This window comes from Neobacillus massiliamazoniensis (genome assembly GCF_001048695.1).
GTDB classification, from domain to species: domain Bacteria; phylum Bacillota; class Bacilli; order Bacillales; family Cytobacillaceae; genus Neobacillus; species Neobacillus massiliamazoniensis.
On the sequence record NZ_CVRB01000001.1, the window covers coordinates 498,693 to 521,100 of the forward strand.

Annotated in this window: 27 protein-coding genes; 10 read left to right on the forward strand and 17 right to left on the reverse strand. The window is 38.0% G+C overall.

The genetic code is table 11. The features are described from left to right. Positions 1-4 precede the first annotated feature (4 nt). The 4 genes from BN1082_RS02490 to cyoE all read right to left on the reverse strand — a co-directional run bounded on the left by BN1082_RS02490 (position 5) and on the right by cyoE (position 4,695). Positions 5-631 carry a cytochrome (ubi)quinol oxidase subunit III gene (locus tag BN1082_RS02490; protein ID WP_090630368.1) on the reverse strand — a complete coding sequence of 209 codons (627 nt, stop codon included), beginning with the start codon at positions 629-631 and terminating at the stop codon, positions 5-7. Next, positions 631-2,499 carry a cytochrome c oxidase subunit I gene (gene ctaD, locus BN1082_RS02495; RefSeq protein WP_090630370.1) on the reverse strand — a complete coding sequence of 623 codons (1,869 nt, stop codon included), beginning with the start codon at positions 2,497-2,499 and terminating at the stop codon, positions 631-633. Before ctaD ends, BN1082_RS02490 begins: the two co-directional genes overlap by 1 nt. A gap of 31 nt (positions 2,500-2,530) precedes the next feature. Beyond that, the gene (gene coxB, locus BN1082_RS02500; RefSeq protein ID WP_090630373.1) at positions 2,531-3,583 is read right to left on the reverse strand and encodes a cytochrome c oxidase subunit II; all 1,053 of its coding nucleotides are present in this window, start codon (positions 3,581-3,583) and stop codon (positions 2,531-2,533) included. A gap of 173 nt (positions 3,584-3,756) precedes the next feature. Continuing rightward, the gene (gene cyoE, locus BN1082_RS02505) at positions 3,757-4,695 is read right to left on the reverse strand and encodes a heme o synthase (protein ID WP_090630376.1); all 939 of its coding nucleotides are present in this window, start codon (positions 4,693-4,695) and stop codon (positions 3,757-3,759) included. A gap of 560 nt (positions 4,696-5,255) precedes the next feature. On the opposite strand from cyoE, the gene BN1082_RS02510 reads away from it, so the two are divergent. After that, a complete protein-coding gene (locus tag BN1082_RS02510; protein ID WP_090630379.1) occupies positions 5,256-6,176 on the forward strand; it encodes a COX15/CtaA family protein in 921 nt (306 codons plus the stop codon). Positions 6,177-6,190: 14 nt separating this feature from the next. On the opposite strand, the gene BN1082_RS02515 is transcribed toward BN1082_RS02510, so the two are convergent. Together BN1082_RS02515 and BN1082_RS02520 are read right to left on the reverse strand one after the other, a co-directional pair. Further along, a complete protein-coding gene (locus BN1082_RS02515; RefSeq protein WP_090630382.1) occupies positions 6,191-7,393 on the reverse strand; it encodes an FtsW/RodA/SpoVE family cell cycle protein in 1,203 nt (400 codons plus the stop codon). 362 nt (positions 7,394-7,755) lie between these two features. Continuing rightward, positions 7,756-8,037 (reverse strand): Fpa/YlaN family protein, encoded by a 282-nt coding sequence (locus tag BN1082_RS02520; protein WP_090630385.1) that lies wholly within the window; start codon positions 8,035-8,037, stop codon positions 7,756-7,758. Between the two features lie 170 nt (positions 8,038-8,207). Here BN1082_RS02520 and BN1082_RS02525 point away from each other — a divergent pair, with 170 nt between their 5' ends. Then, complete coding sequence (locus BN1082_RS02525) at positions 8,208-8,705, forward strand: hypothetical protein (RefSeq protein ID WP_090630388.1); 498 nt, start codon at positions 8,208-8,210, stop codon at positions 8,703-8,705. A gap of 38 nt (positions 8,706-8,743) precedes the next feature. On the opposite strand, the gene BN1082_RS02530 is transcribed toward BN1082_RS02525, so the two are convergent. Continuing rightward, the gene (locus tag BN1082_RS02530; RefSeq protein WP_090630391.1) at positions 8,744-10,072 is read right to left on the reverse strand and encodes a PhoH family protein; all 1,329 of its coding nucleotides are present in this window, start codon (positions 10,070-10,072) and stop codon (positions 8,744-8,746) included. 195 nt (positions 10,073-10,267) lie between these two features. On the opposite strand from BN1082_RS02530, the gene BN1082_RS02535 reads away from it, so the two are divergent. Beyond that, positions 10,268-10,867, forward strand: coding sequence for a YhcN/YlaJ family sporulation lipoprotein (locus BN1082_RS02535; protein WP_090630394.1), 600 nt, complete (start codon positions 10,268-10,270; stop codon positions 10,865-10,867). A 15-nt stretch (positions 10,868-10,882) separates the two neighbouring features. Here the strand turns inward: BN1082_RS02535 and BN1082_RS02540 are convergent, their stop codons facing one another. After that, on the reverse strand, positions 10,883-11,338 hold the full coding sequence (locus tag BN1082_RS02540; protein ID WP_090630397.1) for a pyridoxamine 5'-phosphate oxidase family protein: 456 nt from the start codon (positions 11,336-11,338) through the stop codon (positions 10,883-10,885). Between the two features lie 232 nt (positions 11,339-11,570). On the opposite strand from BN1082_RS02540, the gene BN1082_RS02545 reads away from it, so the two are divergent. Both BN1082_RS02545 and BN1082_RS27240 read left to right on the forward strand, forming a co-directional pair. Beyond that, on the forward strand, positions 11,571-11,771 hold the full coding sequence (locus tag BN1082_RS02545; RefSeq protein WP_090630399.1) for a YlaI family protein: 201 nt from the start codon (positions 11,571-11,573) through the stop codon (positions 11,769-11,771). Continuing rightward, a complete protein-coding gene (locus tag BN1082_RS27240; protein WP_176699620.1) occupies positions 11,749-11,958 on the forward strand; it encodes a hypothetical protein in 210 nt (69 codons plus the stop codon). Before BN1082_RS02545 ends, BN1082_RS27240 begins: the two co-directional genes overlap by 23 nt. A gap of 478 nt (positions 11,959-12,436) precedes the next feature. On the opposite strand, the gene BN1082_RS02550 is transcribed toward BN1082_RS27240, so the two are convergent. The 3 genes from BN1082_RS02550 to typA form a co-directional block, all read right to left on the reverse strand. Beyond that, the gene (locus tag BN1082_RS02550) at positions 12,437-12,730 is read right to left on the reverse strand and encodes a hypothetical protein (RefSeq protein WP_090630402.1); all 294 of its coding nucleotides are present in this window, start codon (positions 12,728-12,730) and stop codon (positions 12,437-12,439) included. A gap of 14 nt (positions 12,731-12,744) precedes the next feature. Further along, positions 12,745-13,071 (reverse strand): YlaH-like family protein, encoded by a 327-nt coding sequence (locus BN1082_RS02555; RefSeq protein ID WP_090630405.1) that lies wholly within the window; start codon positions 13,069-13,071, stop codon positions 12,745-12,747. A 198-nt stretch (positions 13,072-13,269) separates the two neighbouring features. Continuing rightward, entirely contained in the window at positions 13,270-15,108 is a 1,839-nt protein-coding gene (typA, locus tag BN1082_RS02560) for a translational GTPase TypA (RefSeq protein WP_090630408.1), read from the reverse strand. 172 nt (positions 15,109-15,280) lie between these two features. Between typA and BN1082_RS02565 the strand changes: the two genes are divergently transcribed. Next, positions 15,281-15,466 carry a YlaF family protein gene (locus BN1082_RS02565; protein WP_090630413.1) on the forward strand — a complete coding sequence of 62 codons (186 nt, stop codon included), beginning with the start codon at positions 15,281-15,283 and terminating at the stop codon, positions 15,464-15,466. A 64-nt stretch (positions 15,467-15,530) separates the two neighbouring features. Here BN1082_RS02565 and BN1082_RS02570 read toward each other — a convergent pair whose 3' ends face one another. Beyond that, positions 15,531-16,328, reverse strand: coding sequence for an inositol monophosphatase family protein (locus BN1082_RS02570; protein ID WP_090630416.1), 798 nt, complete (start codon positions 16,326-16,328; stop codon positions 15,531-15,533). A 244-nt stretch (positions 16,329-16,572) separates the two neighbouring features. Next, entirely contained in the window at positions 16,573-16,767 is a 195-nt protein-coding gene (locus tag BN1082_RS02575; RefSeq protein ID WP_090633099.1) for a hypothetical protein, read from the reverse strand. 181 nt (positions 16,768-16,948) lie between these two features. Here BN1082_RS02575 and BN1082_RS02580 point away from each other — a divergent pair, with 181 nt between their 5' ends. Together BN1082_RS02580 and BN1082_RS28470 are read left to right on the forward strand one after the other, a co-directional pair. Further along, the gene (locus BN1082_RS02580; RefSeq protein WP_090630420.1) at positions 16,949-17,584 is read left to right on the forward strand and encodes a YktB family protein; all 636 of its coding nucleotides are present in this window, start codon (positions 16,949-16,951) and stop codon (positions 17,582-17,584) included. 111 nt (positions 17,585-17,695) lie between these two features. Next, complete coding sequence (locus BN1082_RS28470; RefSeq protein WP_281176982.1) at positions 17,696-17,830, forward strand: hypothetical protein; 135 nt, start codon at positions 17,696-17,698, stop codon at positions 17,828-17,830. 48 nt (positions 17,831-17,878) lie between these two features. Here BN1082_RS28470 and BN1082_RS02585 read toward each other — a convergent pair whose 3' ends face one another. After that, positions 17,879-18,151 carry a UPF0223 family protein gene (locus BN1082_RS02585; RefSeq protein WP_090630423.1) on the reverse strand — a complete coding sequence of 91 codons (273 nt, stop codon included), beginning with the start codon at positions 18,149-18,151 and terminating at the stop codon, positions 17,879-17,881. Between the two features lie 127 nt (positions 18,152-18,278). Further along, positions 18,279-19,238 carry an NAD(P)H-dependent flavin oxidoreductase gene (locus tag BN1082_RS02590; RefSeq protein WP_090630426.1) on the reverse strand — a complete coding sequence of 320 codons (960 nt, stop codon included), beginning with the start codon at positions 19,236-19,238 and terminating at the stop codon, positions 18,279-18,281. Positions 19,239-19,436: 198 nt separating this feature from the next. Here BN1082_RS02590 and BN1082_RS02595 point away from each other — a divergent pair, with 198 nt between their 5' ends. Further along, complete coding sequence (locus tag BN1082_RS02595) at positions 19,437-20,909, forward strand: aminotransferase class I/II-fold pyridoxal phosphate-dependent enzyme (RefSeq protein WP_090630429.1); 1,473 nt, start codon at positions 19,437-19,439, stop codon at positions 20,907-20,909. A gap of 50 nt (positions 20,910-20,959) precedes the next feature. Here BN1082_RS02595 and BN1082_RS02600 read toward each other — a convergent pair whose 3' ends face one another. Next, entirely contained in the window at positions 20,960-21,079 is a 120-nt protein-coding gene (locus BN1082_RS02600) for a GapA-binding peptide SR1P (RefSeq protein ID WP_090630432.1), read from the reverse strand. Positions 21,080-21,235: 156 nt separating this feature from the next. Next, entirely contained in the window at positions 21,236-21,535 is a 300-nt protein-coding gene (locus tag BN1082_RS02605; RefSeq protein ID WP_090630435.1) for a DUF3055 domain-containing protein, read from the reverse strand. A gap of 137 nt (positions 21,536-21,672) precedes the next feature. Here BN1082_RS02605 and BN1082_RS02610 point away from each other — a divergent pair, with 137 nt between their 5' ends. Beyond that, on the forward strand, positions 21,673-22,107 hold the full coding sequence (locus BN1082_RS02610) for a DUF1885 family protein (RefSeq protein WP_176699699.1): 435 nt from the start codon (positions 21,673-21,675) through the stop codon (positions 22,105-22,107). Positions 22,108-22,408 lie beyond the last annotated feature (301 nt).

Below are 22,408 nucleotides of genomic sequence, written 5' to 3' on the forward strand. Positions count from 1 at the left end.
CAGTTTATCCCACCATTCCCATTAAATAGACTACAGTAAAGATGAACACCCAAACAACATCAATAAAGTGCCAATATAAACTAAATAAATAGAACTTTGGAGCGTTGTAAAGGTTTAAACCCCGTTTTGAATTGCGGATCATTAAGGTTAAACACCATAATAACCCAAACGCAACGTGGCCTCCGTGGAAACCAACGAGTGTATAGAATGCAGAACCAAAGGCACTGCTTGTAAAAGTATGGCCTAAATGAACATAATGGTTAAACTCATAAACCTCAAGCCCTAAAAATCCTGCACCTAATAATGCAGTTATTCCCAGCCATAGCATCATTTTTTTGAAAGCATAATTTTTCATATGATACATAGCGTATACACTTGTTAACGAACTTGTTAATAGCAGCATCGTTGCAACAAATGTAAGTGGTAGTTCGAACAAATCCTTTGCCAAATGCTGACTTGGATTTGGAACCTTATCTTTCAATGCAATGTAGGTGGCGAAGAGAGAAGCAAACAGAACTGTCTCTCCCCCTAAGAAAAACCAAAATCCTAAAAATTTATTTTTTGCCTCAAGGGTGGATTTTTCAGGCTCTGCAGGCCATGTTTCATAGGTAAATTTTTCTTCAGCGTGCATTATGCCTTAACCCCCTTATCATCTTCCAATAATTCTTCCTTATGGATGTGGAAACCATGATCATCTTTTACTGAACGAGTGAACATCGAACCTAATGTAACCAGAAGACCAATAATCAATACAGGCAGTGCCCAAGGCTTACCATTTACATGATACATAGCTCCAAATGCTGCAATGAATAATCCTAATGATATGGTAAACGGCAGGATTGATGAGTTTGGCATATGAATATCACCAAGCGGCTCTGCTGGTGTCATCCCTTTCTTACCTGCCATTTTTTCTAACCAATAAGCATCTAAACCGCGAACAAGCGGAAGCTGCTTAAAGTTGTAAAATGGAGGTGGTGAAGAAATGGACCACTCAAGAGTTCTTCCGTCTCCCCAAGGATCATTACCGACCTTAACATTTTTCACTGATGTCATAATAATGTTGATTAATAGAACAATGACACCAACTGACATAAACGCAGCACCAATCGAGCTTACCATATTGGCGGTTTCAAAGCCCTGGCCTGGTAAAAATGTAAATACACGACGTGGCATTCCCCATAACCCTAAGAAGTGCTGGATGAAGAATGTCATGTGGAAACCAATGAAGAAAAACCAGAAAGTGATTTTTCCTAAGGTTTCATTTAACATAGTTCCAAACATTTTTGGCCAATAAAGATGAGTTCCAGCAAAAATAGCAAACACTACACCACCTACGATTACATAGTGGAAGTGGGCCACAACGAAATAAGTATCATGATATTGATAGTCTGCAGCAGCGGTTGCAAGCATAATTCCTGTTACCCCTCCAGCAACGAACGAAGGAATAAAAGCAAATGCCCAATGCATCGGTGTTGTAAATTTAACACTACCACCCCACATCGTAAACAGCCAGTTAAAGATTTTTATACCAGTTGGAACACCAATCGCCATTGTAGCAACAGCAAAAATTGCATTGGCCACTGGACCTAATCCATCAGTGAACATGTGGTGCGCCCAAACCATGAATCCTAAGAAACCAATTAACACGGTCGCGAAAACCATCGATGAGTAACCAAAAAGACGTTTTCTTGAAAAAATCGAAAAGATTTCTGAAAAAATACCGAATGCTGGGAGTATTAAGATGTATACTTCTGGGTGACCAAAGATCCAGAAGAGATGTTCCCAAATAATCGTATTTCCGCCCATTGCTACTTCAAAGAATTTTGCTCCAAACAAACGATCAAACATCATCAAGACTAGACCGACAGTTAATGGAGGAAACGCAAATAATATAAGAGCTGAGGTTACAAATGTTGTCCATGTAAACAATGGCATCCTCATATAAGTCATACCAGGTGCACGCATATTAATAATAGTAACTAAAAAATTAATACCACCAATTAACGTTCCTAAACCAGAAATTTGAAGCCCTAAGAGATAGAAGTCAACCCCGTGTCCTTTAGAATGAAGGGCAAGGGATGCGTAATTGGTCCAACCTGAATCAGGTGCCCCTCCTAAAAGCCACGAAAGATTTAAGAATATTCCGCCAAAAAAGAATAGCCAGAACCCTAAAGCGTTGACAAATGGAAACGCTACGTCACGGGCACCTATTTGCAAAGGCATGACCGCATTCATAAATGCAAAAAGTAGCGGCATGGCTGCCAAGAATATCATCGTCGTTCCGTGCATCGTTAAAATTTCATTATAAGCTCCAGCACTTACAAAATCATTGTTTGGTACTGCAAGCTGGATGCGAATAAAAACCGCCTCTAGTCCACCTATTAGGAAGAATAATCCACCTGCAACCAGATAGAGAATGGCAATTTTTTTATGGTCAACAGTTGTTAAATAGTCCCATAACGTCCCGCCAAAACCCTTTTTTTGAGTATAGGTACTCACAATTTTACCTCCCTTTCAACCAATTCCCCTTTTATTGCTGAACCTTTAAACTCATTAAGTATTCAGCTACCGCATTTATTTGATCATCAGTTAGCTGCCCATATTTTCCTGTCATCTGATTAGCAGGCTTATAGGCTTCAGGATTTTTGATCCAATTCTTTAAATCTTCTTTTGTGTGTGGTAAAATCCCTGCAACACGTGAACGGTCACCAAAATCCGTTAAGTTTGGTGCAAGACGAGCAGTATCCGGCATTTTATTAGCAGGTGTCACAGCATGGCAGCCAATACAGCTTTTGTTAAAGATTTCTTGTCCTTGCTGAGCCAAAGCTGAATCAGGTTTTTCTGGGGTCTTTACGTTTTTCATGGCTGTAACCCAGCTATCGAATTTATCACGATTAATAGCTTTTACTTTAAAATCCATTAATGCGTGGGAAGGTCCGCATAGCTCCGCACATTTACCATAAAATAGATTTCCTGCCTCATTTGCACGCTTGTCATCAAACTCCAACCAGAATTTATTTATGTTGTCTGTATTCGTATCCATTTTTCCGCCAACAGCGGGAATCCAGAAGGCGTGCTTGATATCCATTGATTTTAGGTTAAAGTAAACCTTTTCATTTGTAGGGACAACAAGCTCCTGGCTTGTCACAATTCCTTGCTTAGGATACTCAAAATCCCACCAGTATAAATGAGAGCGTACATTAACAACTAACGCATTTTTACTATCCATCTTAGAAACATCTGCAAGCTTAAATGTAGTAGCTACTGTTGGAACAGCCAATATTAATAGGAGAAGAATTGGAATAGCAGTCCAGATAATCTCTAATGTATGACTGCCTTCTACTTGTTTTGGTATTTTATCATCTTTTCTTCTAAAACGAATAAAGACCAAAACAAAGATAATGAGGACAACTAGAATAACTCCAACCATGATTAATGTACTTAACTTCATTAAGTAATATTGCATGTCAGCAACTTCACCGGCAGGCTTTAAAGCGGATAGATACGGTTCACCACATCCGGAAAGAACCAGCGCCAAAATCGTAAATAACGACATCAAGCGCCATTTTGGAAGCCTTTTCATAGCTTAATCAAACCCCTCTTTCGCTAAAGATTCTTTATAAAAATATGTTTGATCAAAAGAAGTATGTATGCGGTTTCTTTTACATTGAAAGGAAATTGCGTTTCTACTCGCAACCTCCTTTAAAGTATTAGGTACACCCATTCCCTAAAATGCAAAAGAAAACGCTGGCAAAACTAGACTAATGTAACAACGACCATGGCTACAAAAATAATCGTTAAGTATTGCAATGAGTACACGAACATTAGTTTTGCCCATTTCATATCATCTTTGATCTTATATCCATAAATCCCTAAGACTAGCCAACCGATATTTAAAACGGAAGCAAGAATTAGAAATGGGATTCCAAGTGAGTGTAGAAAGAATGGAATAGGTAATAGTGCAGCCACCCAGACAAGTATATGTTTTTTTGTTGTTTTAAAGCCCTTAACGACTGGAAGCATTGGGATCCCTGCAGCTTTATATTCTTTTGCCCTTCTCATTGCAAGAGCATAAAAATGTGGAGGTTGCCAAATAAACATCAAAACAAACAATGACCATGCCATAATTCCGAGTTTAGCATCAACCGCTGCCCAACCAATTAAAGGTGGAACCGCACCGGAAATACTCCCGATTATCGTGTTAGAAACTAATTGACGTTTTGACCATAATGTATAAAGGACGACGTAGGTAAAAACTCCAAGCAGTCCTATTACTGTTGCAGTTATTGTCGTAAAGAATAAACACAGTGTACCTAGACTAATCAGGGTAATACCTAAGGCAAGAACTTTCCCCAGACTCACTTTTCCTGTTACCGTCGGCCTTGATTTTGTCCTCTCCATTAAATGATCAATGTCTCGGTCAACATAATTATTTATAGCGCAAGACCCCGCTATAATTAACGACGATCCAACAATGGTAAAAAACACAATATCTAGATTATTAAGGAAACTCTGGCCCGTAAAATGAAGCGCAAGCCATAGCCCCGTAAACGTTGTGATAAGATTTGAATTTACAATTCCGATTTTTATGAGGGCCGTGAAGTCTTTCCAGATCGATGTTTTTTCTATATCAGAATGCAGGACAGAAGCATTATTTTCAATGGCTGTTTCTCCATAAGATTTTGAGTTGGACATCTATTCTCCTCCTAACAATTTTTCAAAGCAGATACGAAACATAAAATATCTCAAAACGCTAATTATATTTTATAATATTTCGAATTAAAAAACACTTTCTCTGTATATTAAATCACACTTCTTGACATTTTTGTGAACTTTTTCTGAATAATTTTTGACTAATTTGTGAAGAAAAACCTATTTTGTTGGTACACTTACATTTTCTAATTATCCTATTTTCCTTGAATTTAATTTTTTTTAGCTTAAACGTTGAAAATAAGCGAATTTTTAGCGAAAAATACTTACTTATAAAAAATAATTATTCTAATTGGATAGTTCATACTTTATTTCTAACAAACTTCCAGTTAAGTTTCAACGGTTTTCACTATAATAATAGAGAAAAATAAACATTATTCATTCTCAATCATAAATTTGAAATAAGTATTATAAAATATTTAGTTGTAATTCTGTTCTTTTTAACTGTAATTGGTTATGATGGAAAAGAGTTTCCTTATACTCTACATAATGTAAATATTACCCAATTTACAAATTATTGAACTATTGTTAAGAAGGTGAAGGTATTGCGACGTTCTTTAAAGTGGTTAGCAGTAGCAACCACAATTGGAATGATTTTTGTATTATTAGGCGGTGCTCTTGTTACCAAAACAGGATCAGGAATGGGCTGCGGTAGATCCTGGCCATTATGTCACGGACAATTTCTACCAACTCATATAACACCTCAATTAGTTATAGAGCTTGCACATAGGCTAGTTTCAGGTTTAGTGGGTGTTATGGTGCTGGTTTTATCAGTTTGGACATGGAAAGTGATTGGCCATATCAGAGAAACCAAATTCCTATCATTTCTTTCGTTTTTCTTTTTGCTCCTGCAAGGTTTAATTGGAGCCGCTGCAGTTAAATGGGGTCAGTCAAGCTTTATTCTGGCACTTCACTTTGGAATATCTTTAATTTCGTTTGCTGCCGTTTTTTTGCTCACATTGTTAATTTTTGAAGTAGATAAGAAGTTTGAAGCTGACAAACTGGTCATCGATAAAAGAATGGGGTTTCATATTGTTTCCGTCTCCATATACAGTTATATAGTAATCTACACAGGGGCACTTGTTCGTCACACAAAATCAAGTCTCGTTTGCCGGGATTGGCCGCTTTGCATAAATGACGCTCCGGCTCTTCCTAGCAATATGTATGAATGGGTGCAAATGGGACACAGAACAGCGGCAGAATTAATCTTTATTTGGATTGGTTATATTACTTTTCTCGCTATAAAATACTATAAAAATCAAAAGATCCTTTATTGGGGATGGATAATCTCCTTTATCCTTGTTTCCATGCAGCTCTTAGCAGGCGTATTGATTATTTTCAGCAGGCTAAATCTGTTTATTGCTCTTCTTCACGCTTTCTTTATTACTTGTTTGTTCGGGGTTTTAAGTTATTTCTTACTCTTATACTCAAGAACGAGAAGAAAGCAAAAAAAGTTGCCGTCATGATTCGGCAACTTTTTTTATATATATGTAACCTTTCCTTTTCGTCCTACGCCGTTTTGAACTTTCTGTTCCTTGTTATCTTTATATTTTTTTTCATATTTTACGAACATCGAAACGTTAACGAGTATACCCATTGCAACGGCCAACATTAATAATGATGAGCCTCCATAACTGATAAATGGAAGTGGTACACCTGTTAGGGGAATGAAGCCAGATACACCTCCAAGATTAATAAAACTCTGGATTCCAATCATACTTGAAATTCCAATAGCAAGCAAGCTGCCAAACGGGTCTTTACATTGTAGACCAATATATATCCCCCTTAAAACAATATAGGCCAATAGAACAATGACAAAGGCAACCCCCCAAATGCCTAATTCTTCTGCAATAACTGCCATGATAAAATCGGTATGAGATTCAGGCAGGTACCCTAACTTTTGAACACTTTTTCCAAGTCCTAAGCCGTGCACTCCTCCATTGCCAATAGCTATGTATGAGTTAGCAAGGTGAAAACCTTCGTGTTGCGCAGTAGCAAACGGGTCTTTTATAACAGCAATCCGGTCCATTTGTTTTGAGGTTAGTAGTTTTCCTTTCATAACAAAAAGTAGTGGCAATGATAATAATAGACCGAAAACCACTAATTTTGTCATCGTTTTATAATTCATTCCTGAAGAAATAATAATCGTCCCAGCTATTAATGCGATAATAGCTGCCGTTCCAAAGTCGGGTTGCTTGATAATTAAAGCACACACGATAATCAAATAGATGAGCGGGGGCAAAACGCCTGTATTAAATCGATTAATATATGACTGCTTTTTAGCGTAGACAGCAGATAAATAAATAATCACACAAAGCTTTACAAACTCAGCTGGCTGAAGTTTAAGTGGGCCAACTTGGTACCAGCTTTCGGCGTTGCCGGCAACATTTCCGAAGAAAAACAGCCCTACCAGTGAAAGTATAGAAAGAATAACTAAGGGTGCTAAAAAAAATTTCGTAAACTTCATAATTTTATATGGAACGATCGCAGCAATAATAAAAATGAATAGTGATATTAACATAAATATTTTTTGCCTTTGGTAAAAAAAATCGCTAGAAACGTGATACCTCTGAACAGCATATGCCATACTAGCGCTATAAACCATCACTAATCCAAAAGCAGATAGAAGGAGCATTGCAATGACTAATGTATAATCATACGATTTTAATATTTTCTTTACCATTCCATACTTCCTCATTTTCGAAATTGATATATATATCAAATTATAATATATAATGCAGCTAATTACTTGACAAAATTTCTATTTCAGACTTTTTTATGAGTAGGCTGTGTTAAACTTGCCTGTTGATTTGCGCTTCAGACGCTTCGCTTTCCGCGGGCGTTCCGGGGAGCCTCCTGCAGGACGTTGAATCAGTATCTTTGAATCTACACCGCACGAAGGAAATGCGATAGCATTTTCGAGGATCTCGCGCCTTCCGCTCCAATCAACATAGTTTCAAAAATCAACCATGACCTTTAAAACAGCCTATGAGTAAAAAAAAGAACTCAAACAAATTGCTTCTATTGTTTGAGTTCTTAAGATGGCTATTTTCTTAAGGATGCATCATGTAGAGCTGATAATTCTCTCTCTAATTTATCTAAAATCTCTTTCCCAACAATAGCTTCAATTAAGCCTAATCGAACTGCAAAATCAATTTCCCTCGATAGACCGAACATCTGTGTATCCAACACCTCTTCATAAAGAGGGCATTGAGGCATCGTGAGATTGTCCATTTGCACTTTAATAAGCTTTAATATCTTTTCAGCATCAGCCTGTAATAAGGCTAAAGCTTTTTCTGGATGATTCACGATCATATCAGACGCCAACGTTGATCCCCCCATTTCAGAGCGATTACCCATTTATCTTTAAATTTTAACGTTTAAAAGTGAAAATTGCAAGAATAATAAAGGATTTACAGCAGTGCTTTCCTTTGGATATGACTTTCTTTATAAAAAAGGTTATACTTTAATTCGTGTAGTGAATGGGGGTATGGTTTATGGAAAATATTCTATTAATAACCGGAAAGGTAAAATTTCCGATTACACTAGATCCTGGTACATGGATTTTCGATGATCGCCGACTCGATTTAACGACTTATTTTTCTGAAAGAAAAGACTCGGTGAACGAATTGGAAGAATACAAAAAGAATGTTTCAAAACATTGGGATCGAGAAATTATGGAGGGTGCAATCTTCCCACCTACCTTAAAAACTGAAAAGAAATTTGAAAAGGAAAAGGTTTTAACTGGCACGTTCGGAATTCCAATTAAGCCTTTTTTGGATAATTCCCAACCACTTAGTGATGCGGAAATTTTTGTCATCACTAGTTCAAATGGAAATTTTGAATTGCCTCTTCAAGATGCTTATGAACTAATTTTAGGTTTTTCCAATAAAGGAAAGCCGCTGACTAGCGATGGACCTGTTTATGTTTATTTTGGCGATGGGACAAACCAAGAAAATCCGATTAAAAATGTGACAGGATTTCAAATAAAATAAGCGAAAACGGGTGCCACTGGCATCCGTTTCGTTTTCCATCATAACAAATCGGCTGCCAACCTCGCCAAGCCTGACCTCTCTCCTTTCATTAGCTTGATATGCCCAGAAATAGTTTGGTCTTTAAATTTTTCCACCACATATGTTAAACCGTTATTGTAGGCATCTAAATATGGATGGTCAATCTGTTCGGGGTCCCCCATCAACACTATTTTACTTCCCTCCCCTACACGGGTTAAAATCGTCTTAACTTCATGCTTTGTTAAATTTTGCGCTTCATCAATGATAATATATTGCTTTGGCAAGCTTCTACCGCGAATATAGGTTAATGCTTCAACCTCAATCGAACCCATCCCTGCTAAAATCGCATCAAGTTCTCCTGGCTTTTTCGTATTAAAAAGATATTCAAGATTATCATAAATAGGCTGCATCCACGGTCTGAGCTTTTCCTGCTTTTCTCCAGGTAGAAACCCTAAATCTTTACCAACAGGAACGATTGGACGTGCAACCAAAAGCTTTTTATATTCCCTTAAATCTTCCGTTTGCATCAAGCCAGAAGCTAGTGCTAACAGCGTTTTCCCCGTACCCGCCTTTCCAATCAAAGTTACTAGGGGGATATTCTTGTTAAGCAATAGCTCAATCGCCATCGTCTGTTGAACATTTCTTGAGTGAATCCCCCAAACATGCTCTTGATTGATCGATAGTTTCATTACTTTTTTACTCGTTTTATCAACTAAACCAATTGCTGAGGCAGAACTGCCTAGTATATCCTTCATAATTAAAAATTGATTAGGGTAAAATGGGTGATTGGCAATTTCTGAAAGCGAAAGCTCTGCTTTTTCATAAAATCGGCCTAAGAATTCAATGGGAATAAAAACTTCATTAAAACCGGTATAAATATGATCTGTTTCGACTACACGATCATTTAAAAAATCCTCTGCATTTAATCCGATGGCATCTGCTTTTACCCTCACTAATGCATCCTTGCTGACGAGAATCACAGGTTTACCGTTTTCCTTCGTTTGTTCCTCTAATGATAAATTCTTTGCTACTGCAAGAATTCGATTATCATTTGTTTTTTCAATAAAAATTTCTTGCAGCTCATGAAAAGAACGATGATTTAATTCAATTCTAATCGTCCCCCCTCTTTCAAGAGGAATTTTTTCATGAAGCTTACCTGATGCCCTGAGTCCATCGATTAGTCTTGATACATGCCTTGCATTTCTCCCGACTTCATCCATGTATCGTTTCTTGGAATCCACCTCTTCGAGAACAACCGCAGGAATGACAACTTCATTATCATCAAATGAGAAAATAGAATAGGGATCTTGGAGCAGAACGTTTGTATCCAGCACGTATATTTTACTCAAAGGGTCGCCTCCCGCTTCAATTAGTGTTGTTTTGTTAGGTATGCAAACAAACTCTTTTCCTGGGTAAGACATTGGTAAAATATATGTGAATCAGAATAAAGATAGAAGGATTTCCGCACAATAAAATGAAGACATCTAACCCATTGGAAATAAAAGCTTATTGTTGAATTTTGCTTCCTGGAGGTCGATTTTCAAATGAAGAAACTGCTGCAGTTGACGGCAATCCTTATCATCATAACGGGGTGCAGTACGAATCAAAATATTCAAACAAATGATCGTCAATCATTAATCAATGTCAAAAACAGTAATATAAAAGAGGTTGACAGAAAAACAGGACAGGAAATCTCCAAGCGACTAGTTCATCTAGCAACAAGTATTCCAAATGTTCATGATGCAACGGCGGTAGTAATCGGTCAATATGCAATTGTGGGCATAGATGTGAATTCTAAGCTTGATCGATCACAGGTAGGATCGATTAAATATTCTGTGGCGGAAAGTCTAAAAAAGGACCCTTATGGCGCTAAGGCAGTGGTCGTTGCAGACGTTGACACAACCCAGAGATTGAAAGAAATTTCTGCAGATATTAATAAAGGAAGGCCTATTCAGGGAATTATGGAGGAATTGGCGGATGTTACCGGACGGCTGATGCCAGAAATTCCTGGCGATTTAATCACTCCTAATCCGAAAAACGCAACCGATAAGCCTAATGAAAAGCTTTCTCCTAACGAACAGAAGAACCTAGACAAAAAACAAGAGGAACAATCTAATTATCAAAATAAAAATAAGAAACCATGAAAAAAAGCTTAGTGACTAAGCTTTTTTCATTGCTTCCATTACCTGTTTATCTAATCTCTCCGCTGCAACTTTATCATAAGTTTTATCATACTGCGGCTCGGTGATAATTTTTGACCCGTAAAACATAACATCCCTAACCTCTTTGATAGAAATTTCAACCAAGGCAAGTTTAAGCGGTACATCCTTTATTCGCTCTTCTTTGACATGAGCCTCACCATAAATAGAATATGTAGATTCATTTGCAATCATATTGATGACAGCTAAATTATTATTTTTAATATTCTCGAGTATTCTTGAGCGGTTATCAATAGCAAAATAAACAGTACTCTCGTCTTTTGCGAATACCCAAGAGATGGCACTGACGTTCGGCCCTCCTGTTTCATGATCTATTGTTGCTAATATCACAAATCTTTCTTTTTGAAGTTCATCATACAAAGGCTTAATTAATTTTGGTTCTACTTGATTTGCCATTGTTAAACCCCCTTTGATTTTCTTTGTCCGGCTTCAAGGCCTAGCCCATCTGAGCTGACCAAGTCGCTTCCGCTTTTCTTATTCCCTGTATTCAAACAGATATTCTCATATTACTACTATCCCTTATTTTCAGCAACTTAACCAGAATTGATTTAACTACTATCCTTCTTCCATGATATACTACTTGTATATTTTCTTCTAAATAAAACAAATACATATGAGGTGTCATATAGTGAGAGTAAAATGTGTAATCTGCGATAAAATTGAATCGATTGACGATGAATCCTTAATAGCAAAGCGGCTTCGCAATCGACCGATCCACACATTTATGTGTAATGATTGCCATAAAAGAATTTCAGACAGAACCAATGCCAGGATAGAATCGGGAAATTTTCGCTTGTATCGCCCCATTGACGAAAAAGAAGATTGGTAAAAAGAAAAGCGGCAGCGCCTTGCTCAGCCCCGACAAGCATAAGACGGTTCCAAAAGGAAGGCGTTTTTTGCCTTCATTTTGGAAGTGGCTTATGACCCCGAGGGGCGCGCTGGAGCTAGACAAAAAGAAAAGCGGCAGCGCCTTGACCAGGGGCGACCGGCATAAGACGAGCCGGCGTGAAGGTTGATTTTAACCTTCACGACGGATTGGCTTATGACCCGAGCCCCTAGGTGCTGAAGCTAGACAAAAAGAAAAGCAGAAGCGCCTTGCTCTGCCCCGACAAGCATAAGACGGTTCCAAAAGGAAGGCGTTTTTTGCCTTCATTTTGGAAGTGGCTTATGACCTCGAGGGGCTAGGCGCTGGAGCTAGACAAAAAGAAAAGCGCAAGCGCCTTGACCAGGGGCGACCGGCATAAGACGAGCCGGCGTGAAGGTTGATTTTAACCTTCATGACGGATTGGCTTATGACCCGAGCCCCTAGGCGCTGAAGCTAGACAAAAAGAAAAGCAGAAGCGCCTTGCTCTGCCCCGACAAGCATAAGACGGTTCCAAAAGGAAGGCGTTTTTTGCCTTCATTTTGGAAGTGGCTTATGACCTCGAGGGGCTAGGCGCTGGAGCTAGACAAAAAGAAAAGCGGAAGCGCCTTGTTCAGGGCTTCCGCTTTTCTTTATTCTTCAGTGGGATAGTTTTGATATCTCTCTGGATTCTGATTAATTTGGTTTAGCGTAACCTCAATGTATTCTCGAGGAAAACGCGTTTTTTTTGTCTCGTCCTCATGATGATACGAAATATAGTACATCATATCATCTTTTGTGACCTCAATATTCGTTACATGATATTCATCTGCTAAGATCCCATCAAAAAGTTCTTTGGTCTCCTTAGCCGCTGTGTCATCAGGACGAGCGTCATACACAGTTTTGATCGTAAGCCAATTATATAGTGCATCGTGTAAGGATTTCATCTCTATATCCCCCGTTATTTTGCTTCAGATTGCTGCCTTTTCGATTGATGCAGGCGGATTTTATAGGCAATTAATATAATGGCAGCCACCCCTAATCCTTCTGCAATTGGTAATCCGTATGAGAATACTAGTAAAAGCAAACAGCCAATAATGAGACAAGTATAAATCACAATGTTTTTTAAAAGAGGCAGCTTTTTAGCAAAGCCTAATCTATATACAATAATGGTCAGAATGACGATAAAGAAATATTGTAATATAACGCCTGTTTTAATACTACCCGTAAGCTCAATGAAAAATCTTAAGCTTGGGGAGAATGATTTTAATTCCTCCACAGCGTGCACTCCTTTTTAAAAAGATAAGAAAGTACAAAAATTGACTTCAAGAATTGTCTAGCTCCAGCGCCCTAGCGGCTAGTGTCCTTCGCTCTCCGCCCTACGATAAGTCAACATCGAATCGCCTCCAGCTCTTCGTGTTTCCTTTATCTCAGTTGGAGCGCTCCAGGCCATACGCCGCTGACCAGGGCGCTTGCGCTTTTCTTATTAGCTCTGTTCAGCATACTTTTTCTTTTTAGCCGATTTCTCACGTTCACCTTTATCGAGTATCTTTTTACGGAGGCGAATGGATTCAGGCGTTACTTCGCAAAATTCATCTTCGTTCAAATACTCTAATGACTCTTCTAACGTCATAATGCGCGGCTTCTTAATCACAGATGTTTGGTCTTTATTTGCAGAACGAACGTTGGTTGCTTGTTTTACCTTTGTAATATTAACCGAGAGATCATTTTCACGGGTGTGCTCACCAACAATCATGCCCTCGTAAATTTCTGTACCAGGATCAACAAAAATAGTGCCACGATCTTCTACCTGCATAATTCCATACGTTGAAGCCTTTCCAGATTCCATTGAAACAAGGACACCTTGACGTCTGCCTCCGACTTGCCCAGCTGCCATCGGTTGATAGCTGTCAAATGTATGATTTATTATACCATATCCACGAGTTAACGTTAAAAATTCTGTAGTATATCCAATTAAGCCACGGGCAGGTACATTAAAAATCAAACGAACTTGGCCTGTACCGTTATTGATCATATCCAGCATTTCGCCCTTACGTGCACCAATTGACTCCATTACTGAACCAGTATGTTCTTCAGGGACATCAATTTGGACACGTTCAACTGGCTCACAGCGGACACCATCAATTTCTTTTACGATTACTTCCGGTTTAGAAACCTGAAGCTCGTAGCCTTCTCGGCGCATGTTTTCAATTAAAATTGAAAGATGGAGCTCTCCGCGGCCTGAGACGATCCAAGCATCTGGCGATTCGGTATTTTCAACTCGTAAGCTGACATCGGTTTGTAATTGAGATAATAAACGCTCTTCAATTTTTCTGGAAGTTAAATATTTACCTTCTTTTCCTGCAAATGGACTGTTGTTTACAGCGAAAGTCATTTGTAGCGTTGGTTCATCAATCCGTAAAATAGGTAGGGCTTCTTGATGTTCAACAGGGCAAACGGTCTCCCCAACATTAATATCTTCCATGCCGGAAACGGCTACCAAATCTCCCGCCTTCGCTTCTTGAACTTCCATACGTTTTAATCCAAAAAACCCTAAGATTTTAGTTACACGGAATTGTTTAACAGAACCATCTACCTTCATAAGAGCTACCTGCTGGCCAACATTCATTGTTCCGCGGAAAACTCTACCAATCCCAATTCTGCCAACATAATCGTTATAATCAAGCAAAGCTACTTGGAATTGCAACGGTTCATCGCTGTTATCAATTGGAGCTGGGATATGCTCAACAATAGCATCGTATAAGCATTGCATATTTTCATCCTGCTTTTCCGCATCAGTACTTGCAGTACCATTAATAGCAGAAGCATAAATTACAGGAAACTCTAACTGTTCTTCCGTTGCATCAAGCTCGATAAACAAATCAATGACTTCATCAATTACTTCTGCAGGACGAGCAAAATCGCGGTCAATTTTATTGACGACTACAATTGGCGTTAAATTTTGTTCCAACGCTTTCTTTAGAACAAACCGAGTTTGAGGCATACAACCTTCATATGCATCCACGACTAATAAAACACCATCAACCATTTTCATAATCCGCTCTACTTCGCCGCCAAAATCAGCGTGACCCGGAGTATCTAATATATTTATTTTAGTGTCTTTATATTGAATTCCGGTATTCTTCGCCAAAATGGTAATTCCACGTTCTCTTTCTAAATCATTTGAATCCATGGCACGTTCTTCAACATGCTCGTTGGAACGGAAAGTTCCAGATTGTTTTAATAATTGGTCCACCAATGTGGTTTTACCATGGTCAACGTGTGCGATGATAGCAATATTTCGAATGCCTTCTCGTTTTTTCAATGTATTCACTCCTAATTTATAGAAAATATAGCTATTTTTAATTTCCCAAGAACAACTAAAATATTATACCATAATTAAAGTGGAAACCTATAAAGATTTTATGTAAAATAAATATAATGTTTTTATTGTAGACATGTAAACATCATTTCGCAAATACAAAGGGGACAATCATATGAAGCAAATTAAATGGATTTTTGTTATGTATGCCGTACTTGCAACAGCAAGTATTATGGGAATTGGAGTAGCAATTAGTGAAAAAAGTGTAATAGGGGTAATGGGTTCAATCTTACTGGTCGTTCTTGTTATGGGAATGGGCTTTAAAACAAAAAGAAAAATGCGTGAGAATGGGCAAATATAAAAAAGAGGGTCAGACCCCTCCTTGTAGATTGAGGGGTCTGACCCTTTTTTTGAGACATCCTCTTTTACCATTTTCCATCTTTTAAATAATCTTTTAATATTGTCTGATGTAAACCAGGTTTTGCAACTAGCAAGGAATCCATTGAAAGATAATTCAATGTCTCACCTCGTAAATTTGTCACCTTGCCCCCTAGTTCTTCGACAATGACAGCTCCGGCAGCATAATCCCACGGTGATAGTCTCATTGATAAATATGCATCCATTCTTCCTGTTGCAACATAGACCATTTCAAGGGTTGCTGTGCCGTAAGACCTTGTCCCGAGCGCTTCCCTTACAAGCGGAATAAGAAGATTATGATCAATTCTCCGGTTTTCCATTACCCATGTCGCATTTAAGCCAATAATGGACTCTTTTACAGTCGTTTCTTTTAAGGTGGGCAGCTGCTTCTCATTCATAAATGCACCCTTGCCACGAAAAGCATGATAAAGCTCATCATGCGCAACATCGTAAACAAGACCGATTTTTCCAATTCCATTTTCATAAACACCGACAGAAATTGCGAAATTCCGCTGTTGATGAATAAAATTCATCGTCCCGTCAATCGGATCAATAAGCCAAACAATCCCGTGAAGGTTCTCAAATTCGTCACCAAAACCTTCTTCACCTAAAATTCTATGCTCGGGAAAAATGCCTCTTATTTTTCGAATAAAAAATTGTTCAATCTCCTTATCCATATCGGTTACAAGATCTTTCGGGTTTGATTTTGTTTGAATATTTAATGTCTTATCAAAGGATGAACGAATACTTTTTCCTGCCTCCATAACCCATTCCTTTGCAAGTCGATCAATTTTTTCCCAATTCATCGTTTTCCTCCAAAAAAATATTTCCTTATCCATTTTAGTCTATGTAAATTTATCATCATTTAAGTGTATTTTTAGCTTATCTGAAATCATTCTAATCTTCAACTTTTTGCTTTCCCTTGTATCACCACAATAATAAACGAACCCCTATCATCTGTAATCGGAGTTCGCCTTAAATAAGTATCCTATCCAAACTTTTTCGGTTCATTTCTTATTTTTTCCCCTTAGAAAAAAAGTTTCCTCTTTATCAAAGAGCTTTTAGTCGAATTAATTCTTGACGAATTTTTTCTAGCTTATGTTTACAATCTTTCATTTTTTTATCGTTGTTTTCTTCAATTGCTTCAAATAATGTCGCCAATTCGTAATCCATTTCTAGCCTTAATACAGCTGTTTTTTCTTTATCACCTGGTTTTTTTAATGTTGTATTCATTAGCTGTTTCACCATTCTCTTCTCCTTCCACACCGTTAATTTATTAATATTTCAGATTATTTTTTTATTGTATAGTATGAGTTATGCTGGAGGGATGTAACAAATTTGTGCTTAAACCTAATTAAGCAACAAATTTTTTGAAATCTTTTCGATATGCTACAATATTTGACAAAGGTTTAATGGGAGTGATTAGATGAGTTTCACTGGCTTTACGAAAGAGGATTTTGATGTATTTATGATAGATGGATTAGAGGCAAGAATGGAAGCGATTGAAGAACGGATTCGACCAAAGTTCCGTGCAATCGGTCAATTGTTGACGGACGAACTTTCAACATTAGCAGGAAATGAAATGTTTTTACATATTGCGAAACACGCCCGCCGAACCGTCAACGCCCCGCAAGATACTTGGTTGGCTATCGCCGCAAACAAACGGGGTTATAAGCAACACCCGCATTTCCAAGTCGGATTGTTCGACGACCATGTTTTCATTTGGCTTGCGTTCATTTACGAACTACCAAACAAGACGGAAATGGCCAAGACATTTTTGAAGAATTTGAAAACAGTCAAGGCGACTATTCCCGCCGATTATGTTGTTTCACTCGATCATATGAAAAAGGAATCGGCTTCAATGAACGATATCAACATGAAAGACACCCTTGAACGCTTCCGTGACGTCAAGAAGGCGGAATTTCTTGTTGGGCGACATATTGCCGCAAATGATCCGTTATTGTCCGACGGTGACGCCTTCATGTCGCTTGTGGAAGATACATTCAAAACATTATTCCCGCTTTACAAAATGTCGTTGCAACAAAAAAGCGTCTTGGTATAATAAAATGCACCCCAAAGAGTATTCGAAAGATTTCTAATTTTTCCTAAAATTCATTTTTATTTATGTTACGGTTAAATAAAGAAAAATTACGGAATAAGGGGAAAGGCAAAAATGAAATCGAAAAAGTTATTTAGCATCGACAGAGATACAGTAATTCATTTGGGGGAGAATGGACTTCTTGAACAAATAGAGGAAGTATTTTCGAAAGTATCGGACTTATATAAAATTATTAATAATTATAAATAGGAGAATGTCCTTAAAGGGTCAAACCCCCTGGGACATCCTCTTTTTTGTTTATTTCAATAAGATTCTTTCACCTGAAGCTGCATCTTTTGCCTTTTTTATTGTCCGGTAAGCTGAATAACCACTGATTTCCTCAAATTCTCCACAAATCGTTTTTTCTTCTGCTTTGCTGGGAACAATTTCTTTAAAACGGCGATAAGAGTTCATCAGTTCATCACGTTCGATTCCCGTTTCATTGGCTCTTTCAATCGCTTCAAAAAACTGAATGACATCAACGACTTCTTGGGTAGACCAGCTATAATCAATCGGATATTGGTATTCCATGTTTTCACCTGCTTTATTATTTCCTTAGGCTGTGTTAAACTTGCCTGTTGATTTGCGCTCCAATCAACATAGTTTCAAAAATCAACAATAACCTTTACAAAGCCTTTCCTTAATATATAGAATACCTTTATTTTCCCCATTTTTCACGGATTTGTTCAGCATCACTTATCATTCGTTTAAATAGCTCTTCAACCGTTGGAACATCCTTTATTAATCCCGTCACTTGTCCTGCCCATCCAAAGCCTTCTTCGTCAAACCCATTATATATATATCGCTTGTTCGCTTTTCCACTAATAAAATCTTTAAGTTGTTCGTAATTTCCATTATTTTTCTCGATTTCGAGAATTTTTTCTGTCCAACGATTAGCAAGTGCCCTCGCTGGCATTCCAAGTGAACGTTTTATCACTACCGTATCAGCTTCTGATCCCTCAACTAGCGCTTTTTTATATACTTCACTCGCATGTTCGCATTCCTTCGTGGCAATAAATCTTGTCCCCATTTCGATTCCTTCAGCACCTAGACTAAGCGCCGCCATCAGCCCTCTTCCATCACCAATTCCCCCTGAGGCAACGACCGGGATTGAAACAGAGTCAACCACTTGAGGGATTAATACAAAAGTACCGACATCATCCCTACCTAGGTGCCCTCCGCCCTCCTGTCCAACAACCATTACCGCATCAGCACCAAGTTCTTCTGCTTTAATCGCTTGTCTCCTTGCGGCAACTAGAACAAGCTTTTTTATGGTGGTTCCTTTTAATTGTTCAAAAATGGGAGCAGGATTTCCTCCTGTCATGGTAACAACAGGTACCTCTTCCTCGATTGCCACCTCCAAAAACTCTTGAAATGGTCTGCCATGCTGACCGATTGCAAAATTAACACCAAATGGATTCTTCGTCAGCTGTTTAACATGACGAATCTCTTTACGTAGGTCATCAGGGTGTTCGAGGGACATTGCTGTAATTTGACCAAGCCCCCCTGCATTAGAAACAGCAGCAGCCAGCTTAGAATAAGCAAGATGAGCCAATCCACCTTGTATGATAGGATATTGAATATTAAGAATTTCGGTAATTCGAGTTTTCCAGTTCAAAATAAAGCCTCCTCTTAATTGTTTTATCTTTTTACTTCGCTTAAAAAGGTTAATTTTCCTGTTTTAAAGAAAAAATAACTTGGACCAAGCAAAAACATAATAAATTTCTATGCAAGCCAATGTATAAATGCTATAATTCATTTGTTTTATGTTTTTATAGATATGAGTATTTTCCATGTAAAGAGGTGTGGTAATAAATTGTCCCAAAATCAGACACCGCTTTTTAGCGGATTAGTTGCACATGCAAACAGAAACCCGATTCAATTCCATATTCCCGGTCATAAAAAAGGAGCGGGGATTGATCCTGAATTTCGTCATTTTATTGGAGATAATGCCCTTTCTATTGACTTAATCAATATTGGACCGCTCGACGATCTTCATGCTCCAAAAGGAATGATTAAACAAGCTCAAGACCTTGCTGCTGAGGCTTTTGGTGCAGATCGCACTTTCTTTTCAGTTCAAGGGACAAGCGGTGCCATTATGGCCATGATTATGGCTGTATGTGGACCTGAAGATAAAATAATTGTACCAAGAAATGTTCATAAATCTGTCATGTCGGCAATTATTTTTTCAGGAGCCATCCCAGTCTTTATTCATCCGGAAATTGATGAAAAGCTTGGGATTTCTCATGGAATCACGCCAGATGCGGTTGAAAGAGCTCTCAAACAACATCCGGATGCCAAAGGTGTTCTCGTTATCAACCCAACGTATTTCGGAATTTCAGCAGATTTGAAAAAAATTGTTGAAATTGCTCATTCTCATCATATTCCGGTATTAGTCGATGAAGCTCATGGTGTTCATATTCATTTCCATGATGAACTTCCATTATCAGCGATGCAGGCAGGTGCTGATATGGCAGCAACTAGCGTCCATAAGCTTGGTGGTTCGATGACGCAAAGCTCCATTTTAAATGTAAAAGAAGGACTTGTTTCCGCTAAACATGTTCAGTCCATTCTAAGCATGCTAACAACAACCTCTACATCCTATTTATTATTGGCTTCACTTGATGTATCACGTAAGCAATTAGTTACTAAGGGAAGAGAATTACTTGATAATACGATCCAGTTAGCTCAATCCATCCGAAAAAAAATTAACGAAATCGATCATTTATATTGTGTAGGGGAAGAAATACTTGGGTCCGAAGCGACTTTTGATTACGATCCAACTAAATTAATTATTTCCATTAAGGATTTAGGGTTAACAGGGTATGAAGTAGAAAAGTGGTTAAGAGAAAAACACAATATTGAAGTAGAATTATCTGATCTCTATAACATTCTTTGTATTGTTACCATTGGGGATACAAAAGTAGAAGGAGATCTTTTAATACAGGCATTAAAAGAACTTGCCAATGAGTGTGAACATCGAGCCGAAAAAATTGAACCAGTTAAAGTTCTTCTTCCTGAAATTCCTATTCTTGCCTTAACTCCAAGAGACGCTTTCTATGCTGAAACAGAAGTTATTCCTTTTGAAGAATCTGAAGGAAGAATTATTGCAGAGTTTGTCATGGTCTATCCACCGGGTATCCCGATTTTTATTCCAGGTGAGATCATCACAAAAGAAAACCTCCATTACATCCGTAAGAACCTTGAAGCAGGACTCCCTGTCCAAGGACCGGAAGATGATGAAATGAAATCCATTCATGTTATTAAAGAGTATAAGGCAATAAAATAACAAATAAAAATACAGGATTCCGACTGCGGAATCCTGTTTCATTTTATCTTTTATTCTTCTTCGTGTTTATGATCGTTACAGCAATTACATTTAGAATATAACACCGTTACCTTTTCGTCTTCAAAATGATCAATTGTTGAATTACATGTTTGACAAACGAGAGTGCCCATGTGTTCAATCCCCTTTTCATATTTTAAAATGAAAGCGTTTAAATTATCCTTAACATTATAATAATGTATCACATTTATTTTTTCAAGCCTAATTTGTATGACACATTTAAAAAATATTAACAACAAAAAAGGCCCGTTTGGACCTTTTTGGCGATGTTATTCATACTCGGTAATAAAAGGAATGGAAGGAAGCATTCCGCTAAAAAACTCAGCTAAATCTGCTGCTTGCTGCTTATTAGGGATTCGGAATACGGTCTGTAGGTATTCAGTATCTTCAATTTCTTTTGGATCGAGGAGTGTTGAACGGCCAGTCTGCATGCAGACGACTAGAGGTTTTCCAAAAAACATATTTGTGTAGATAATCCCAAAATCATAACGGGTGTGCTCAGTTGTAAAGCCAATGAATCTCACCTTTACATTTTCGTGTTCATCATAAAGCTTTTCAAATAATTCCATAGGATCCCTCCTTTTTATTTAAATGTTTAGAATATTATTATAATTCATTTTCGCTGAAATAACAAGCAAACTGTTGTCAGTATATTTTATTCAATGCTAGAATATAAGAGCATATCATATGGGACGGGGGATTGATGATGGCTAATAGCGCCTATATTAAGCTTGTACCTTCATCTGCAAAAGAAACAGTGACAATTGATGAAGTAAAAGAATTATTTCACTATTATAAGGAAATTACCGGTAAAACGGGAAATCAAGTAGATTGGAATTATGAAGACTCAGCGTTTCCTTATGAAATTAAAGAAAAAGAAGAAGGAAAAGGAAGATGGTTTTATTTATTTTCCAATCATGAACGCTATTCAGCTATTTTAATTGGAGCAGACCGTGAAACAATTCGCGATGAAAATGGCGATGAAAGAGAACAGACTTACATTCAAGTCACTCTCCCTGAGCAATCAACTTTCGGGGATAAGGGTAAAGCCAATGAATTTTGCAAATTCCTTGCCAAAAAGCTTCAAGGAGAGCTTCACCTTTTTAATGGTAGAGTTATGTATTATTATCCAAGGAAATAAAACTTTAAAAAAGCCCCTTACTAGCGCTTTCAGATTGTCGAGAAAGGGTATTTTTCTCGGCAATTTTTTATTTTGTAGCGAACTAAAATCCCGATTTTTATTAACTAATTGTCAATGCTAGCCTGTAGATTGGAGCAAAAGGCGCTCGACTCCTCGAAAATGCTATCGCATTTCCTTCGTGCGTGGGCGGATTCATGGATGTAATTCAATGTCCTGCGGGAGTACGGGGCAGGGGAGACCCTGCAGGATCCAAAGCGCCGAGGAGGCTCCCCTGCACGCCCGCGGAAAGCGAAGCGCCTGA

Excerpts from the sequence above, each read along its gene's own strand:
- BN1082_RS02490 (WP_090630368.1), bottom strand. The coding sequence starts at position 631 with ATGCACGCTGAAGAAAAATTTACCTATGAAACATGGCCTGCAGAGCCT.
- coxB (WP_090630373.1), bottom strand. The coding sequence starts at position 3,583 with ATGAAAAGGCTTCCAAAATGGCGCTTGATGTCGTTATTTACGATTTTG.
- cyoE (WP_090630376.1), bottom strand. The coding sequence starts at position 4,695 with ATGTCCAACTCAAAATCTTATGGAGAAACAGCCATTGAAAATAATGCT.
- BN1082_RS02515 (WP_090630382.1), bottom strand. The coding sequence starts at position 7,393 with ATGGTAAAGAAAATATTAAAATCGTATGATTATACATTAGTCATTGCA.
- BN1082_RS02525 (WP_090630388.1), top strand. The coding sequence starts at position 8,208 with ATGGAAAATATTCTATTAATAACCGGAAAGGTAAAATTTCCGATTACA.
- BN1082_RS02535 (WP_090630394.1), top strand. The coding sequence starts at position 10,268 with ATGAAGAAACTGCTGCAGTTGACGGCAATCCTTATCATCATAACGGGG.
- BN1082_RS02540 (WP_090630397.1), bottom strand. The coding sequence starts at position 11,338 with ATGGCAAATCAAGTAGAACCAAAATTAATTAAGCCTTTGTATGATGAA.
- BN1082_RS02550 (WP_090630402.1), bottom strand. The coding sequence starts at position 12,730 with ATGAAATCCTTACACGATGCACTATATAATTGGCTTACGATCAAAACT.
- BN1082_RS02565 (WP_090630413.1), top strand. The coding sequence starts at position 15,281 with ATGAAGCAAATTAAATGGATTTTTGTTATGTATGCCGTACTTGCAACA.
- BN1082_RS02570 (WP_090630416.1), bottom strand. The coding sequence starts at position 16,328 with ATGAATTGGGAAAAAATTGATCGACTTGCAAAGGAATGGGTTATGGAG.
- BN1082_RS02580 (WP_090630420.1), top strand. The coding sequence starts at position 16,949 with ATGAGTTTCACTGGCTTTACGAAAGAGGATTTTGATGTATTTATGATA.
- BN1082_RS28470 (WP_281176982.1), top strand. The coding sequence starts at position 17,696 with ATGAAATCGAAAAAGTTATTTAGCATCGACAGAGATACAGTAATTCAT.
- BN1082_RS02585 (WP_090630423.1), bottom strand. The coding sequence starts at position 18,151 with ATGGAATACCAATATCCGATTGATTATAGCTGGTCTACCCAAGAAGTC.
- BN1082_RS02600 (WP_090630432.1), bottom strand. The coding sequence starts at position 21,079 with ATGGGCACTCTCGTTTGTCAAACATGTAATTCAACAATTGATCATTTT.
- BN1082_RS02605 (WP_090630435.1), bottom strand. The coding sequence starts at position 21,535 with ATGGAATTATTTGAAAAGCTTTATGATGAACACGAAAATGTAAAGGTG.
- BN1082_RS02610 (WP_176699699.1), top strand. The coding sequence starts at position 21,673 with ATGGCTAATAGCGCCTATATTAAGCTTGTACCTTCATCTGCAAAAGAA.